The sequence below is a fragment of the Nonomuraea jiangxiensis genome (assembly GCF_900099965.1).
In the GTDB taxonomy this organism is placed as follows: Bacteria; Actinomycetota; Actinomycetes; order Streptosporangiales; family Streptosporangiaceae; genus Nonomuraea; species Nonomuraea jiangxiensis.
Genome location: NZ_FNDJ01000006.1, coordinates 277,431 through 292,503, shown reverse-complemented (window position 1 = coordinate 292,503; position 15,073 = coordinate 277,431). Strand labels below are relative to the sequence as shown.

Sequence of the window (15,073 nt, the reverse complement as noted above, 5' to 3'; positions counted from 1 at the left end):
GGTGCCGTTCGGGCGGTTCAATAGTCCTTCAACGGTCCCGGCGGTTCAACAGCGCCTGTCGTGGCTGCTTCCTGTTGTCCGGGCATTCGTAGCGTGACGTACTTGTGCGACCATTCGATCGCGGGGCTCTGGCGGGAGGGGTGGCGTGATCACGCTTTTCGGGCGCGAGCGCGAGGTCGCGAAACTCGCCGGGCTCGTCGACCGTGTTCGCGAGTGCGGCGACGCTCTGGTCGTACGCGGAGCGCCGGGGATCGGCAAGTCGGCTCTGCTGGCCATCGCCACCGAGCGGGCCGAGGCCCGGGATCTGCTGGTGTCCACCGTGTCCGGGGTGCAGAGCGAGACGCATCTGCCCTTCGCCGGGCTCCACCAGTTGCTGCGGCCGATGCTCGCAGGCGCCGGTCAGCTACCCACCCGCCAGCGCGAGGCCCTGCTCGGCGCCTTCGGGATGGCCGAGGCCGGCGACCCCGAGCCCTTCCTGGTCGCGCTGGCCGTCCTCAACCTGCTGGGTGACGCGGCGACCCACCGGCCCCTGCTGATCGTGGTGGACGACGTCCAGTGGCTGGACGGGCCCACCACCGAGGTGCTGGGGTTCGTGGCGAGGCGCGTGCGATCGGATCCGATCGTGCTGCTGATGGCCCTGCGCGACGGCTATCCCACCAGCCTGGACGCCAGTGATGTCCCCGAGCTGCGGCTGACCGGCCTGGAGCCCGCCGCGGCCGAGGCGCTGCTGGACGCCCAGACCACCGGGCTCAGCGGCGGCATGCGCCGGCGCGTGCTCAGCGAGGCGGCCGGAAACCCGCTCGCCCTGGTCGAGCTGCCGCTCGCGCTGGATGCCGGGGCGATCACGGACGAGAGGGGGGTCCTGCCGCTCACCGCGCGCCTGGAGCAGGCCTTCGCCGTACGGCTGGCCGAGCTGCCGCCGCACACCAGAGGACTGCTGCTGGTGGCCGCGGCCAACGACGGACACGATCTGGCCTCCGTCTGCGCGGGCGGGGGGATGATGACGGGCACCGAGCTGACCGCCGAGGCGCTGGCCCCGGCCGTGGACGCGGGCCTGGTCGAGCTGCACGAGCAGACCCTCAGCTTCCGCCACCCGCTGGTGCGCTCGGCGATCTACCACAAGGCCGGCCGCACCGATCGCCTGGCGGCCCACACCGCGCTGGCCCTGGTGCACGGCCACGATCCGGACCGCAGGGCCTGGCACCGCGCCGCGGCGATCCCTCATCGAGACGAGTCCGTCGCCGCCGAACTGGAGGGGGTGGCGGCACGGGCCCGGCAGCGCGGCGCGATCCCGGTGGCGGTGACCGCCTTGCGCCGGGCGGCGGAGATCAGCGAGGAACCGGCAGCCGGCGCCCACCGCCTGCTGGCCGCCGCCGAGCTGACCTTCGAGCTCGGACGTGGCGACCAGGCCGCCGAACTGCTCGCGCTGGCCGAGCCGTATTTCGTCGGCGAGCTGCCGCGCGCCAGGGGCGTCTGGCTGAGCGAAGTGCTCGGCGAGGGGCGCAACGACGGCCCCGCGCGGATCCGCCGGCTGGTCATGACGGCCGAGGTGGCGGAGGCGGCGGGCGACCGCGAGCTCGCGCTCAGCTTCGTCCGTGCGGCGGCCATCCGCTGCTGGTGGAGCGATCCCGGCTGGGAGCAGCGCAGCCGCGTCATCGCCCTGGCCGAACGGCTCGCGGCTGGCGACGACGATCCGGAACTGCTCGTCACCCTGGCCACGGCTGGGGCGGTGGAACGCGGGGCGGAGGTCATCGAGCGCCTGACCAAGATGCGCGACACCCGGCTGGACGGGGGCGTGACCAGGCTGCTCGGCCTCGCGGCGAGCACGGTCGGCGCCTTCGACCTGGTCGGCGACTTCATGGAGATCTCGATCGCCGACCTGCGCACCCAGGGCAGGCTGGGCCTGCTCACGCGGGCGCTCAGCACGCAGGTGTGGCGGCAGATCTTCTGCGGCGACTGGGCCGGAGCACTGCTGGTCGCGGAGGAGGCCGAACGCCTGGCCCGCGAGACCGCGCAGCCGCGACGACAGGCCACCGCCCTGGGGATGCTGGCGCTGCTGGCCGGACTCCGCGGCGAGGAGGAGCGCGGCCTGGCGCTGGCCGCCGAAGGCGAGCGGGTGCTCGGCACCGTCGCCATCACCTCGGTTGTCGCGCTGCTCCAGCATGCCAGGGGCATGATCGCGTTGTGCGCCGGGCGGTACGACGACGCGTTCGGGCACCTGTGGCGGCTGTTCGACCCGGGCGACACCGCCCACCACATGACCTGGCGGCAGTGGGTGATCAGCGAGCTGACCGAGGCCGCCGTCGCGGCCGGCCGGCCGGAGCCCGCCAGGCGGGCGGTGGCCGAGTTGGAGCAGGTGGCCGCCCGGACCCCGTCCCCGTTGCTGCACGTGGGACTCCGGCACGCCCGTGCGTTGCTGGCCGACGACGCCGGCGCCGAGGCGCTCTACCAGGACGCGTTGGGCGCCGACCTGTCGCGCTGGCCCACCGCCAGGGCGCGTCTCCTGCTCGCTCACGGCATGTGGTTGCGCCGACGGCGGCGGATCCAGGAAGCACGTGTGCCGCTGCGGGCCTCCCGCGACGCCTTCGACGTGCTGGGGCTGCTCGCCTGGGGCGAGAAGGCCCGCCAGGAGTTGCGGGCCGCGGGCGAGGCGAGCCACCTGCGCGTCGCGCCGGTCGCCGAACTGCTCACCTCGCAGGAACTGCACATCGCCCGGCTGGCCGCCGCCGGGCTGTCCAACCGCGAGATCGGCCAGCAGCTCTACCTGTCGCACCGCACCGTCAGCACCCACCTGTACAGGGCCTTCCCCAAGCTCGGCATCACCTCGCGCGCGCAACTGCGTGACGCACTGGCAGATACGTCACGCGACTGATACCGGGTCCGTCACGCGGAACATACCGTCGCTGTGTGCCGTCAACTCGCCAGGAACTCCAGCATGAGCTCATTCCACTGCTCGAAGTGGGTGAGCGGAGCACCGTGCGGTGCGGCGGGAATGGTCACGAGCGAGCTGCCGGCGACCGCCCGCGCGACGCGCGTCCCGCTGTCCTCCGGGGGCACGAACGCGTCCCCCTCGCCCTGGATGATCAGCGTGGGTACCGTGACGCGGGCCAGCTCGGGGCGGGGGTCGGCGGCGGCCCATGCCGCCAGCGAGTCGGCGGTCCCCTTGGGGGAGGCCTCCGCGGCCTGCCGCAGCAGGTACTGGCGCGTCGGCTCGTCCAGGGCGCTGTGCCCGTCGACGGCGAAGAACCTGAAGAGCAGATCGTCCAGCATGGGGATGCGGTGCCGCTTCGAGGCGGTCCGCAGCTCGTGGGCGAGCGGGTTCGCGTACAGCACCGGACTGCCCAGCACCAGCCGGGCCACCCGTCCGGACGCGGCGGCGTAGGCGACGGACTCGGCGCAGCCGGTGGAGAAGCCCACCAACGTCAGCCCGGTCAGGTCGAGGCCCTCGATCAGGCCCGCCAGGTCGGCGGTGAAGGTGTCGAGGTCGTAGCCGTGCCAGGGCCGGCTGGAGCGTCCGAAGCCACGCCGGTCGTAGCAGATCACCCGGTGGCCGGCCTCGACGAGCGGGCCGATCTGGAGCTCCCAGAACCGGCACGACAGGGGCCAGCCGTGCACCAGGACCACGGACGGCCCGTCACCCACGTCCTCGTAGAAGAGGCTCACGTCTGGTCCCACCTGTAGTCGCGGCACCCGCCCAGCATGCCGCGGCCCGGAAGCACGGCAATCGGTCAACTGACTGCACCGAGGAGACGAACCGCGTGGACATCATCGGACGGGACAGAGAGCAGGCCGTGTTGCGGCAGACGATCGACCGTGCCCCCGGCATCCTGCCCAACGTCGTGCTGCACGGAGACCCGGGCGTGGGGAAGTCCGTGCTGTTGCGGGCCGCGGTCGCCTACGCCAGGGAGCAGGGCGTCAGGGTGCTGGGCGGCAGCGGCTTCGAATCGGAGGCGCAGCTGGCCTTCGCCGGGCTGCACCAGTTGTTCGCACCGGTGATGGAGTACCTGGACCGGGTGGAGCCCTTCCACCGGGACACCTTGCGCCGGGCGCTGGGGTTGCGGGACGGACCGGTGCCCGACCGGCTGGCGATCTCGGTGGCGTCCCTGGCCGTACTGGCGGCCGTGGCCGAGGACGGGCCGGTGCTGATCGCCGTGGAGGACGCGCACTGGGTGGACCATCCCACCCGGGAGGTGATGATGTTCATCCTGTTACGGCTGCAGCCGTACGACGTGCGGGCCGTCTTCGCCCGCCGGCCTCTGACGGCCACCGAGCGCGTCACGCCCGGCATCCACATGCTGGAGGTGGGGCCGCTCGACGACGAGGCGGCCGGGCAGCTGCTGGACCTGCTCCATCCGGGCCTGCCGCCCTCGGCGCGCGAGCGCGTGCTCGCCGAGGCCGCGGGCAATCCCCTGGCGATCAACGAGCTGCCGCAGACCTCCGCGGGTGTGGACCTGCTGCCCAGCGGCGCGTCCCTGCGCACCCGGCTGGAGACCGGCTTCGCGGGCCGGCTGCTGGAGCTGTCGCCGCGGATCCGTACGACGTTGCTGGTGGCCGCCCTGGACGGCGACCGGCTGGAACATCGGGCCGAGCTGTCGCCGTACGAGCTGCTGGAGGCCGAGCGGGCGGGCCTGGTCACCCGTGACTCGACCGCGTCGGGCCTGCGGTTCCGCCACCCGCTGGTCAGATCGGCGATCATCAGGACGGCCTCGCCGGAGGAGACGCGCAACGCGCACGCCGTGCTGGCCGAGCAGCACAAGGACGATCCCGAGCTGTGCATGTGGCACCTGGCGGCGGCCACGGTGGAGCCGGACGAGCAGGTGGCCGCCGAGATCGAGAAGGCCGCCCGCGCGGTGAGCCTCAAGGGCGGCACCGGGCTGGCGGTCAAGGCGCTGCAGCGGGCAGCCGACCTCACTCCCGACCCGCCGGCCCGCGCCGCGAGGCTGGAGCACGCCGCCGAGCTGGCGAGCGAGTCCGGGCAGCTCGACCTGGCCCAGAACCTGCTGGACCAGGCGCGCCGCCACCTCGACGACCCGGCGAGGGCCCTGGCCACCAGGGCGCAGATCCTCATGCTGCGCGACGGCGATCTCGACGCGGCCCGCCGCCTGCTGCGGGGTACGCCGCAGGCGGGTCCCCTGGTCAGGGTGATGGCCGCCTCGTACACCCAGGATCCGCAGGAATGGGCGGAAGTCACCGGCGTGGTCGACGGCTGCGACGACGACCTCGTCCGCCTGCTGCACGACGTGTTCCTGGGCCGGGGTTCGGCGGCGCTCGTGCGTACCGCCCTCGACGCGCTGCCCGCCGACGCCCCGCCGGGGCGCGTGGCCGCGCTGTGCCGGGCGGCCACCTGGATGGACCTGCTGCCGGACTGCCGGGACCGCATCCGTGGCCTGATCGACGGCGAGACCGGGCGGGGTGCGGTGACACACGCCGCCAGCGGTTACTGGCTCGCCGCGCACGACCATTTCCTGGCCGGTCGATGGGAGGACGCAGAGAGCGCGGCCAACGCGGGACTCGACCTGTGCGTACGCCACGACCTGGACCTCCTGGCCCACGACCTGCGCTGCAGCCTCGGCTGGCTCGCCGCCGCGCGGGGGGACGCCGACAGCGCCAAGGAGTACAGCAGGACCGTCGAGCAGTGGGCCGCGCCGCGCGGGAGCGGCCTGCACTTGTCCCTGTCAGCCCGCAATCTCGCGCTCGCCGCGATGGCGCACGGTGACTACGACAGCGCCTACGCGTACTGGACGAGTATCAGCCCGCCAGGTGCCATCCCGCCATATGTCGCCTACGCGCCGTGGGCGGTGTTCGAGCTGGTGGAGTCGGCAATGCGTACCGGCCGGGTCGAGGAGGCCAGGGCGCACGCCGCCGCGGCCGAGAGCCTGGTCGAGCGGGCACCCCGGCTGCGCCTGCACGTCAGGGCCGCACAGGCGCTGGTGGCGCCGCCCGACGAGGCGGTCGCGCTGTTCCGGGCCGCGCTCGCGCTGCCCAGGACCGAACGCTGGCCGTTCGACCATGCCCGGGTACGGCTGGCCCTGGGCGAGTTGCAACGCCGCCGGCTGCGACCCGGTGAGGCCAGGCCGGAGCTGCGCCGGGCCGCCGACCTGTTCGCCGGCGTCGGTGCGACCGCCTGGCGGCAACGGGCCGAGCAGGAGCTGCGGGCCACGGGCATGGCGGTGACCCAGCGGCCCAACGCCGCGCACGGACTGACCGCCCAGCAACTGGAGGTGGCGAGGCTGGCCGCCGCCGGACTGAGCAACAAGGAGATCGGTGAGCGGCTGTTCCTGTCGTCCCGCACCGTGAGCGCCCACCTGTACCGGCTGTTCCCCAAGCTCGGCATCACCTCGCGGGCCGCACTGCGTGACGCGCTCGAAGGCGTGATCTCAGATGCAGTCAACTGACCGATTCATGCCGCCCGGCGGACCCCGGATGCTCGTGCTGCGACGACAGCACGAGCATCCAAGGAGAAACCCCGCCATGTCCCGCACCCAGCCTCGCCCCGGATTGCGCCTCACCCTCGCCACCCTGACCCTGGCACTCGGCCTGACCGCCGCCGTCGCCCCCGCCTCGGCGGCGCAGTCCACGAGCACCACCGCGAAACCGACCGTGGTGCTCGTGCACGGCGCGTTCGCGGACGCCTCCGGTTTCCACGACATGATCGACCAGTTGCAGCGGGCCGGTTTTCCGGTGATCGCGCCGGCCAACCCGCTGCGCGACGTGGCCGGCGACGCCGCGTACGTCTCCAGCGTCCTGGACACCATCACCGGCCCGGTCATCCTGGTCGGCCACTCCTACGGCGGCATCGTCATCACCAACGCCGCCCGTGGTCACGACAACGTCAAGGCCCTGGTCTACCTGGGCGCCTTCGCACCCGACAAGGGCGAGAGCGCGCTGCAACTGGCCCAGCAGTTCCCCGGCAGCAAGCTCGGCGACGCGCTGCAGACCCGGGCCTACCCGTTGCCCGACGGCACGCCCGGCGGGATCGACGGCTACGTCATGCCCGACAAGTTCCGCGACGTGTTCGCCGCGGACCTGCCCGCCGCCGAGGCCCGGCAGCTGGCGGCCACCCAGCGGCCCGGCAGCGTGCTCGGCCTGAGCGGCGGCAGCGGCGACCCGGCCTGGAAGACCATCCCGTCCTGGTACCTGATCCCCACCCGGGACAACGTCATCCCGCCGGCCGCCCAGCGGTTCATGGCCCAGCGCGCCGGTAGCAAGGTCCGTGAGATCCGCTCCTCCCACGTCGTCATGACCTCCCACCCGGACGCCGCGACCGCGGTGGTCCAGTCCGCCTACAACGCCACGCGCTGAAGGAGCCGACCATGAAACCCGACACCATCGTCCTGATCCACGGCTTCTGGGTGACGCCCCGGAGCTGGGAGCACTGGATCACGCACTATCAGGCCAGGGGCTTCAAGGTCCTAGCCCCCGCCTACCCCGGCTTCGAGGTCGAGGTGGAGGCGCTCAACGCCGATCCCAGCCCGATCGAGCGGGTGACCGTACCGCAGATCATCGAGTCGCTGGAGACGCTGATCCGCGGCCTGGAGTCGCCGCCGATCATCATGGGCCACTCGGCGGGCGGCGTGTTCACCCAGATCCTGCTCGACCACGGGTTCGGCGCCGCCGGGGTGGCGATCAACTCGGCCCCCACCGAGGGCGTCCAGGTGGTGCCGCTGTCGCAGATCCGCGCCACCTTCCCGGTGCTGAAGAACCCGGCCAACCGGCACAAGGCCGTCGGCTTCACCTACGAGCAGTGGCGGTACGCCTTCACCAACACCTTCCCCGAGGACGAGGCGCGGGCCACGTACGAGCGTTACCACATCCCCGCCTCCGGCCACGTGTTCTGGGGCAGCGCGCTGGCCAACATCCACCCGGGCAAGGACGACAACTGGGTGAACTACCGCAACGACCAGCGCAAGCCGCTGCTGTTCGTCTCGGGGGAGAACGACAACCTGATGCCGCCCAAGGTCCAGCGCTCCAACGCCAAGCACTACACGTCCAACACCGTCACCGAGGTCGTCGAATACCCCGGCCGGGCCCACCTGATGCCCGCCGAGAAGGGCTGGGAGGAGATCGCCGACCACGCCCTCGACTGGGCACTCAGGCACGCCGGCTGAGGAGCGCGGTCCGGCATGGCCACCCGGCCATGCCGGACCGCGGCACCTCGCGGGACGTCCGCGGGAACCATGGCGGGCGACCACGGCGCCCGATCGCCGCCGCGCAGGCGCCGGCTGGAGTACGCCACGATCTGCCGACCGGCGACGAGGACATCACGGAAGGAAGCGTTCACATGACGAAGGTCCACTTCACCCACATCGGCGGGCCGACCGTGCTCATCGACTTCGACGGCTGGCGCCTGCTGACAGACCCGACCTTCGATCCCCCCGGCCGGACCTACGCCTTCGGCTGGGGAACCTCCTCCCGCAAACTCACCGGTCCCGCCATCGCCCCCACCGACCTGCCGCCCATCGACGCGATCCTGCTCACGCACGTCCACCACGGCGACAACCTCGACGACGCCGGCCGGGCCCTGCTGCCGGCCGCCGGAACCATCGTGACGACCTCCTCGGGCGCCCGCTCCCTGCCGTATCCGGCCCGCGGCCTGCGAGCGGGGCAGGCGACCCGGCTGGAAGCCCCCGGGCGCCCGCCCATCGACATTGCCGCCACCCCCTGCCGGCACGGCCCCCCGTTCAGCAGGCCGGTCGTGGGCGAGGTCATCGGCTTCGCCCTCACCTGGCCAGGGCAGGCCCACGGACCACTCTGGATCACCGGAGACACCGTCTACCACCGCGCGCTTCGCGAGGCGGCGACCCGCCTGCGGCCGGGGACCATCCTGCTCCACCTGGGCGGCGTCGGCTTCCCGAGCACCGGGCCACTGCGCTACACGATGACCACCAGGCAGGCCACCCGCCTTCACGAGGCGATCGCACCGCGCACCGTCCTGCCCGTCCACTACGAGGGCTGGCAGCACTTCCGGGAAAACCGCGAAGGCATCGAGCGGGAGATCGCCGGCGGCTCGTCCACGCTGCGCGAGAGCCTCCGCTGGCTTCCCAGGGGCAGCCCGGTGGACGTCGCCGTGTGACCGAAGCCGCCGTACGCGCCCTGTCGCCTGGTTGATCCTGCTAGGCAGCCGGTACGAACGCCGCGAACTGTCGTTCCAACGTCTTGGCCACACCGCCACGCCAGCTCTCGGCGATGGTCGCGGAGACCGGGTCGGGGAAGATGTCCTCCTCGTCTTTCTCCACCCCGTCGAAGATGGCTCGTGCGACGGACTCCGGAGCGGCCTTCGGTATGTCGAGATTTCGGGACATGTCGGTGTCCAGGGGGCCGGCCAGGACGGCATGGACCCCGATGCCCTGTGCGGCCAGCAGAGCACGCAGCGCCTGGGTCAGGGAGAACGCGGCCGCCTTCGAGATCGCGTAGGCCGGCTGGACCGGCACCGCCGCGATGGCCGACAGGGACGAGATGTTGACGAGGGCTCCCCGGGAGCGGGCCAGCAGCGGCAGGAACGCCTGGGTGACGTCGTAGGTTCCGAAGAGGTTGACGGTGAGGAGCCGCTCGAGTGCGGAACGATCGCTGATGTCACCGTAAAGCGCCAGGCCGGCGTTGTTGACGAGGACATCGAGAGATTCGACCTCATCGACGGCCGCCCGGATCTGCGCCGCGTCGGTCACGTCCAGGGCCAGCGGCGTGACGCGCGCGTCCGAGTCGGGCAGGGGCCGGCGCGTGGCGGCGTACACCCGCTTGGCGCCCCTCCTCATGGCCTCCTCGACCAGCGCCTTGCCGAGGCCGCGGTTGGACCCGGTGATCAGAACCGTCTTGTCGGTGATGCTCGCCATGATGGCGATCTCCCTTCTTCTTGTGTGATGGCGCAGGCCGGGATCGCCGGTGTGGTCCGGACGCGACCGGCCTGACGGCAGAGGGCGCCAGGCCCCTGCGCGGGCCTGGCCGCCCGGCTCAGGTGGCGAGCGCGGGTGCGAGACCGAACGTCGGCACCAGGCTCGGGTCGATGAAGGTCGTGATGCGGCTGATCCGGGCCCCGATCAGGGTCAGGACCTGGATTCCGTACGCCTCGTAACGGCCGTCGTCCACGCGCTGGTAGACGACGGCGGCCGGCTGCCCGTTGGCGCGGGTGGGCTCCATCCGCCACAGGTCCCTGCCCAGGACCTGTTCGGTCAGGAACCCGGCGACGGCCTGCCGACCGGTGAACCAGGTCGGGATCGGCGGCATCTCCAGCTCGATGTCAGCCCGCAACAGGGTCACCAGCGCGCCGGCGTCGGCCCGGGTGAACGCGTCGACATAGCCGTCGAGGAGGGCTCGCCGGGTTTCCTCATCCGGCTCGGCCAGGTCGTCCTCGACCGGCCCGGCCTCGGCCAGGCGGGACCGGGCGCGGCGCAGCGCGCTGTCGACGGCGGTGGTGGTCGTGTCCAGCATCGCGGCGACCTCGGCCGTACGGAAGGCCAGCACGTCACGCAACGTCAGCACAGCCCGCTGCCGGGCGGGCAGGAGCTGGAGCGCGGCGATGAAGGCCAGCCGCACTCCGGTCCTGCCCGCCACGATCGCCGCCGGGTCGCCGGTGCCGAGCAGCGTGTCGGGCGCCGGCTGGAGCCACGCCACCGACGGTTCGCCGAGTGCCAGGGTCACGTGGTGATCGTCCGAGGGCGCTCCCAGTCCCGAGGGAAGCGGTCGGCGGGAGCGGGTTTCCAACGCTGTCATGCAGGCCCTGGTAGCGATCTTGTAGAGCCACTGCCGCACGGAGGAGCGGCCCTCGAACCGGCCGAACGCGCGCCATGCTCGCACATAGGTCTCCTGCACCAGGTCCTCGGCGTCATGGATCGAGCCGAGAATCCGGTAGCAGTGTGCGAGCAGCTCCCGCCGGAACGGCTCGGTCAGGGCGGCGAACTCGGCATCCGTCGGCATCGCGGGTTCTCCTGTGGCGGGGTTCACGGCAGGGGGAAGGGGTCAGGCATCGGGGCACTCCAGGGTGGTGGTCGGGTTTCAGTCGCTATGAAGACCGGCCGCCGGCCCGAAACCCGTCGCCGCAGCCGAAAAAGGGGATGTGAGGTGCTTCACGAACTCGGAGGCTCCGCTGAAGCAACTAGAGGGTTGCACGTAACAGAGAGGTTGTGCAACCATCGAGTTGCATCAAAGATTCGATAGTGAAGGAGGCTCTCCGATGAGCGAAGATCGCATTGAACGGGACACGCTGATTGCGGCACCGGTGGAGCGGGTCTGGTCGCTGGTGGCCGAGCCCGCGTTCTGGGTGTCGGGCGAGGCGAGCATCTGGGCGGGGGATGAGGCGCGACTGGCCGGCACGGTGGCCAGGGAGGGCGAGTCGATGGTGGCGAAGAACCCCAATGTCGGTGAGGTGTCGGTGCGCGTGGAGAAGGTTGAGCCGCCAACGTACGTCGCGTATCGGTGGGCCAGCGAATTTCCCGGCGAGGAGATCCGCGACGACAACAGCACTCTCGTGGAGTTCACGCTGACCCAGGAGGGCGACCAGACCCGCCTGCGCGTCGTCGAGAGCGGATTCGCGGCGCTGAGCACCTCCGAGGAACGGCGCGAGAAGGCGGTGCGGTTCAACACCGACGGCTGGTCGCAGGTGTTCGACGCGGTCAAGAACCGCGCCGAGCAGGCCGGGTGACCGCAGCGGAGAGTCCCGGCGCCGCCGACGAGGTCGCCGGCGTCCTGGTGGCCCTGGCCGACCCCACGCGACGTAAACTGCTCGATCTGCTCGCCGCGCGGGGCGAGGTCAGCGCGACGACGCTCGCCGAAGGGCTCCCCATCTCGCGGCAGGCGATCGTCAAGCATCTCGCCGTCCTGGACGCCGCCGGGCTCGTGTCCTGCACCCGCGTAGGCCGGGAGGTCCGGTACGCGCTGCGCCCCGCGCCGCTGGATGCGACGGCACGATGGATGGCCTCTGTCGCGGCGGATTGGGACAGGCGACTGGCGACGATCAAGCGCGTCGCCGAGGCGGCTGAACAACAAGCAGGCCAGTCCCGACCGCCTGCTCAGTAACACTTATTTCTTCCCCCCACCGGGGCCACCGCCGCGCGGGGCCCCGAAGGCAGATCCGCCGAACCAGGCTCACGGCACACCCCGTATCACGCGGGGTGTCCCTGGCATGCCTGGAACCGGGTGAAGCGGGCGTACGGCCCACGACGTGCCGTGCCGACGCCGACCGCCCCCGGATTCTTGAGAAGGGAACCATCCTTGACCACTGCCATCACCTCGACGCCCGCCGGAACCATCTCGCCGCCCCGGTTCACCCGCCGGCAGCGGTTGATCCTGCTGATCCTGCTCGGCGCCGGGTTCATGCTGTCCGTCGATTTCTCCATCCTGAACGTCGCACTGCCGGAGGTGGGGGAGGGCGCCGGGCTGGATCTGACGGCGCTCCCCTGGATCGCCTCCGCCTATGCCCTGCCCGCGGCGGGCTTCACCCTCCTGTTCGGGCGGCTGGGCGACCTGTTCGGCCGCCGCCGGCTGTTCATGGCGGGCATGGTCCTGCTGACCGCCGCCTCACTGCTCGGCGGCTTCGCCACCAATCCCGAGATGCTGCTGACCGCCCGCGCGCTCCAGGGACTGTCCACCGCCCTGTCCATCCCGTCCTCGCTGTCCCTGCTCACCACCACGTTCGAGGAGGGCACGACCCGTGACCGCGTGCTGGGCCTCAACGGCGCCTTGCTGTCGGGCGGCTTCACCGTCGGCGCGCTCGTCGGCGGCGCCCTGGTCGGCTTGCTGAGCTGGCGCTCGGCGTTCTTCATCAACGTACCGGTGGCCGTGATCATTCTCGTGCTCACGCCGTTCCTGATCAGCGAGAGCAGGGTGCCGGACCGGGTCAGGCTGGACGTGCCGGGCGCGATCACCGTGACCGGCGGTCTGCTGGCCTTCGTCTACGCGATCATCGAGCGGAGCATCCTCGTGGGTGTCCTCGGCATCGTGCTGCTGGCCGCGTTCTGGGTGATCGAGCTGCGCACGGCCGCGCCGCTCGCCCCGGTCCGCATCCTCAGGCGGCCGACGGTCAAGTGGGGCAACTACGCCGGTCTGGCGCTGTTCAGCATGGAGACGTCGATGATCTTCATGATGACGCTGTACCTGCAGAAGGTCCTCGCGTTCGGCCCGCTCGTCACCGGCCTGATCTTCGGTGTCCCGGGGCTGGCGGCGGTGTTCGCGGGACCGGTGGCCGGTCGGCTCATCGGCCGTTACGGCTACCGCAGGGTCCTGTCGGCGGGCCTGGCCACGCAGGGGCTCGCCGTGGTCCCGATGATCTTCATCGGCTCCGGCCGGCTGGGACTGGCCGTTCTGATCCCGATGCTGCTGATCAGCTTCTTCGGGCACGTGACGGCCATCGTGGCGTACACGGTCACCGGCACGTCCGGCTTGCCGAACGAGGAGCAGGGCCTGGCCACCGGCCTCACGACGATGACCCAGAACGTCGCCATCACGATCGGCATCCCGATCCTGAGCGCGATCGCCGCCACCCAGGTGTCGGAACTGAACGGCATCCATCTGGCGCTGACCGTGAACGTGATCGTCGTGCTCGTCAGCGTCGCGCTCGTCTGGATCGGTCTGCGGCCCCGCCGCTGAGCAGAGCGCGGACACAGTGGAAAGAAGCCCCGCCCGTCAGAGCGGGACCCCCCTCACTCCGCGCCCGGCACGGCCGCGAACAACCGCTCGACGGCCGCGCCGTCTCCGGCGACCGTCAGTCGCCGGCATCGGTGCGGCGAGCCGTCCGTCTCGGCGACGGCTTCTTCGCGGCTGCGTCAAGGTCGGGCCGCTTCGGGTGGCGGTGCGTCGGCGGGTCGGCGTCTGCCGGTGAGGTAGGCGGTGATCCCGAAGACGGCCAGGGCTGCGCACATCACGACGATCGCCTGCATGACGCCGGTAATGGATCCCTCCGCCAACCACGACCACATCGCTACGAAGACCACGGCGGTCAGCACGACGGGGAGGAAGACGGGGGCGAGCAGCATGATGCTCCTGCGTCCCAGCGGCGATCGTGCGGCCATCCCGCAGATGATCGCCGTCAGACCCAGCGGAACCCACTCCCACAACAGGAGTGCCGATCCTGATGTGACCGCCCACAGCCGTATGGTCGCGGTGGCTCCCATGAGGACGGCGGACCAGATCAGGATCTTGCGTCGGCCGACCAGTCCCACTCCGCGCCGTGGATGGGCGGTGCCCGTCAGCAGCACGGCCACGGCGACGTACGGAAGCAGGAGCAGCCCGAGGGGGACAAGCTGACTGAAACGCCAGTCGTACGAACTCGGGAGGATCGTGTCCACGGCGAGCCAGATGGTCCCTGCCCAGGCCAGGCCGGCCGCGAGCCACCGGTGATCACGCCAGGCGAGCACCGTGACCGCGACGTAGGCCAGTAGCTCGAGTGCCTGCTCGACGACACTGCCCGTCGACACCACCCCTGGGTCCGGTCCTCGCTGGACGTACATCGCCAACTCTTGGACGGTCGAGGGGAACTGGTGGATCAGCAGGACCAGCGGTCCGAGGACGGCGGCGACGCGGGCCGCATCGCGCCACCACACCAGTGAGTGCGGGCTGACGGGCCGGCGTAAGCGAATGGCGGCCGCTCCACCGATCAGATTGGCCGCGTCTCGCGGATGCGGCCGCCGACGGCCGGGCTCCGCACCTGCCATGAGCACGCCGAGCATCTCCTCCTCGTGCCTGGCTCGGTGATCGCGCGGATAGAGGCGGAGCAACCTGCGGTAGCGGTGTTCCAGGTCGCTCACGCGGGCCCTCCGATCCGGTGGGCACGCAGCCGGGTGACCGCCGTTCGTGCGTTGCGCTGCAGCCGCTCCGCCTCCGCGGCCAGGCGCCGGCCGCCTTCCTCGGTGAGCCGGTAGTAGCGGCGAAGTCGCCCGTCGACGATCTCCTCCCGCTCTTCCGCGATCAAACCCTCGGCCTGCAACCGGTCCAGGGCGGCGTACAGGGTGCCGGCCCTCAGCCGGATCTCACCCTGGGAGATGCGCTCGACGTCGGTGATGATGCCGTAGCCGTGCTGGGGCTCATGCGCCAGCGAGGTCAGGATGAGGAACGAAGGCTCCTGTAAGGCGCGTAACTTAGCCAC

13 protein-coding genes are annotated in these 15,073 nt (G+C 71.4%); 8 read left to right on the top strand and 5 right to left on the bottom strand.

What is annotated here, in order from left to right; all coding sequences use genetic code 11:
* The first annotated feature begins 145 nt into the window (after window positions 1-145).
* On the top strand, window positions 146-2,872 hold the full coding sequence (locus tag BLS95_RS15745; RefSeq protein WP_090931733.1) for an ATP-binding protein: 2,727 nt from the start codon (window positions 146-148) through the stop codon (window positions 2,870-2,872).
* Between the two features lie 41 nt (window positions 2,873-2,913).
* Here BLS95_RS15745 and BLS95_RS15740 read toward each other — a convergent pair whose 3' ends face one another.
* Window positions 2,914-3,663, bottom strand: coding sequence for an alpha/beta fold hydrolase (locus BLS95_RS15740; protein ID WP_218135784.1), 750 nt, complete (start codon window positions 3,661-3,663; stop codon window positions 2,914-2,916).
* 95 nt (window positions 3,664-3,758) lie between these two features.
* Between BLS95_RS15740 and BLS95_RS59015 the strand changes: the two genes are divergently transcribed.
* The 4 genes from BLS95_RS59015 (at window position 3,759) to BLS95_RS15720 (ending at window position 9,073) form a co-directional block, all read left to right on the top strand.
* Window positions 3,759-6,395, top strand: a complete 2,637-nt coding sequence (locus BLS95_RS59015; protein WP_090931729.1) for an AAA family ATPase — start codon at window positions 3,759-3,761, stop codon at window positions 6,393-6,395.
* A gap of 76 nt (window positions 6,396-6,471) precedes the next feature.
* Window positions 6,472-7,302 (top strand): alpha/beta fold hydrolase, encoded by an 831-nt coding sequence (locus BLS95_RS15730; protein WP_090931727.1) that lies wholly within the window; start codon window positions 6,472-6,474, stop codon window positions 7,300-7,302.
* 11 nt (window positions 7,303-7,313) lie between these two features.
* Window positions 7,314-8,108 (top strand): alpha/beta hydrolase, encoded by a 795-nt coding sequence (locus tag BLS95_RS15725; RefSeq protein ID WP_090931725.1) that lies wholly within the window; start codon window positions 7,314-7,316, stop codon window positions 8,106-8,108.
* 173 nt (window positions 8,109-8,281) lie between these two features.
* On the top strand, window positions 8,282-9,073 hold the full coding sequence (locus BLS95_RS15720) for an MBL fold metallo-hydrolase (protein WP_090932056.1): 792 nt from the start codon (window positions 8,282-8,284) through the stop codon (window positions 9,071-9,073).
* A 40-nt stretch (window positions 9,074-9,113) separates the two neighbouring features.
* On the opposite strand, the gene BLS95_RS15715 is transcribed toward BLS95_RS15720, so the two are convergent.
* Together BLS95_RS15715 and BLS95_RS15710 are read right to left on the bottom strand one after the other, a co-directional pair.
* Entirely contained in the window at window positions 9,114-9,830 is a 717-nt protein-coding gene (locus tag BLS95_RS15715; protein ID WP_090931723.1) for an SDR family NAD(P)-dependent oxidoreductase, read from the bottom strand.
* A 118-nt stretch (window positions 9,831-9,948) separates the two neighbouring features.
* Window positions 9,949-10,911 (bottom strand): sigma-70 family RNA polymerase sigma factor, encoded by a 963-nt coding sequence (locus BLS95_RS15710; RefSeq protein ID WP_090931722.1) that lies wholly within the window; start codon window positions 10,909-10,911, stop codon window positions 9,949-9,951.
* A 256-nt stretch (window positions 10,912-11,167) separates the two neighbouring features.
* Between BLS95_RS15710 and BLS95_RS15705 the strand changes: the two genes are divergently transcribed.
* The 3 genes from BLS95_RS15705 (at window position 11,168) to BLS95_RS15695 (ending at window position 13,578) form a co-directional block, all read left to right on the top strand.
* Window positions 11,168-11,635: an SRPBCC domain-containing protein gene (locus tag BLS95_RS15705; RefSeq protein ID WP_090931720.1), complete on the top strand. Its 468-nt coding sequence runs from the start codon at window positions 11,168-11,170 to the stop codon at window positions 11,633-11,635.
* The gene (locus tag BLS95_RS15700) at window positions 11,632-12,009 is read left to right on the top strand and encodes an ArsR/SmtB family transcription factor (RefSeq protein ID WP_090931718.1); all 378 of its coding nucleotides are present in this window, start codon (window positions 11,632-11,634) and stop codon (window positions 12,007-12,009) included. Before BLS95_RS15705 ends, BLS95_RS15700 begins: the two co-directional genes overlap by 4 nt.
* Window positions 12,010-12,204: 195 nt before the next feature.
* On the top strand, window positions 12,205-13,578 hold the full coding sequence (locus tag BLS95_RS15695) for an MFS transporter (RefSeq protein WP_218135783.1): 1,374 nt from the start codon (window positions 12,205-12,207) through the stop codon (window positions 13,576-13,578).
* Between the two features lie 176 nt (window positions 13,579-13,754).
* Here BLS95_RS15695 and BLS95_RS15690 read toward each other — a convergent pair whose 3' ends face one another.
* Both BLS95_RS15690 and BLS95_RS15685 read right to left on the bottom strand, forming a co-directional pair.
* Entirely contained in the window at window positions 13,755-14,735 is a 981-nt protein-coding gene (locus tag BLS95_RS15690) for a hypothetical protein (protein WP_090931716.1), read from the bottom strand.
* Window positions 14,732-15,073, bottom strand: coding sequence for a PadR family transcriptional regulator (locus tag BLS95_RS15685; protein WP_245765067.1), 342 nt, complete (start codon window positions 15,071-15,073; stop codon window positions 14,732-14,734). Before BLS95_RS15685 ends, BLS95_RS15690 begins: the two co-directional genes overlap by 4 nt.

Bases quoted from the DNA above. Each gene is read 5' to 3' on its own strand.
- BLS95_RS15730 (WP_090931727.1), top strand. From the start codon at position 6,472: ATGTCCCGCACCCAGCCTCGCCCCGGATTGCGCCTCACCCTCGCCACC.
- BLS95_RS15725 (WP_090931725.1), top strand. From the start codon at position 7,314: ATGAAACCCGACACCATCGTCCTGATCCACGGCTTCTGGGTGACGCCC.
- BLS95_RS15720 (WP_090932056.1), top strand. From the start codon at position 8,282: ATGACGAAGGTCCACTTCACCCACATCGGCGGGCCGACCGTGCTCATC.
- BLS95_RS15715 (WP_090931723.1), bottom strand. From the start codon at position 9,830: ATGGCGAGCATCACCGACAAGACGGTTCTGATCACCGGGTCCAACCGC.
- BLS95_RS15710 (WP_090931722.1), bottom strand. From the start codon at position 10,911: ATGCCGACGGATGCCGAGTTCGCCGCCCTGACCGAGCCGTTCCGGCGG.
- BLS95_RS15705 (WP_090931720.1), top strand. From the start codon at position 11,168: ATGAGCGAAGATCGCATTGAACGGGACACGCTGATTGCGGCACCGGTG.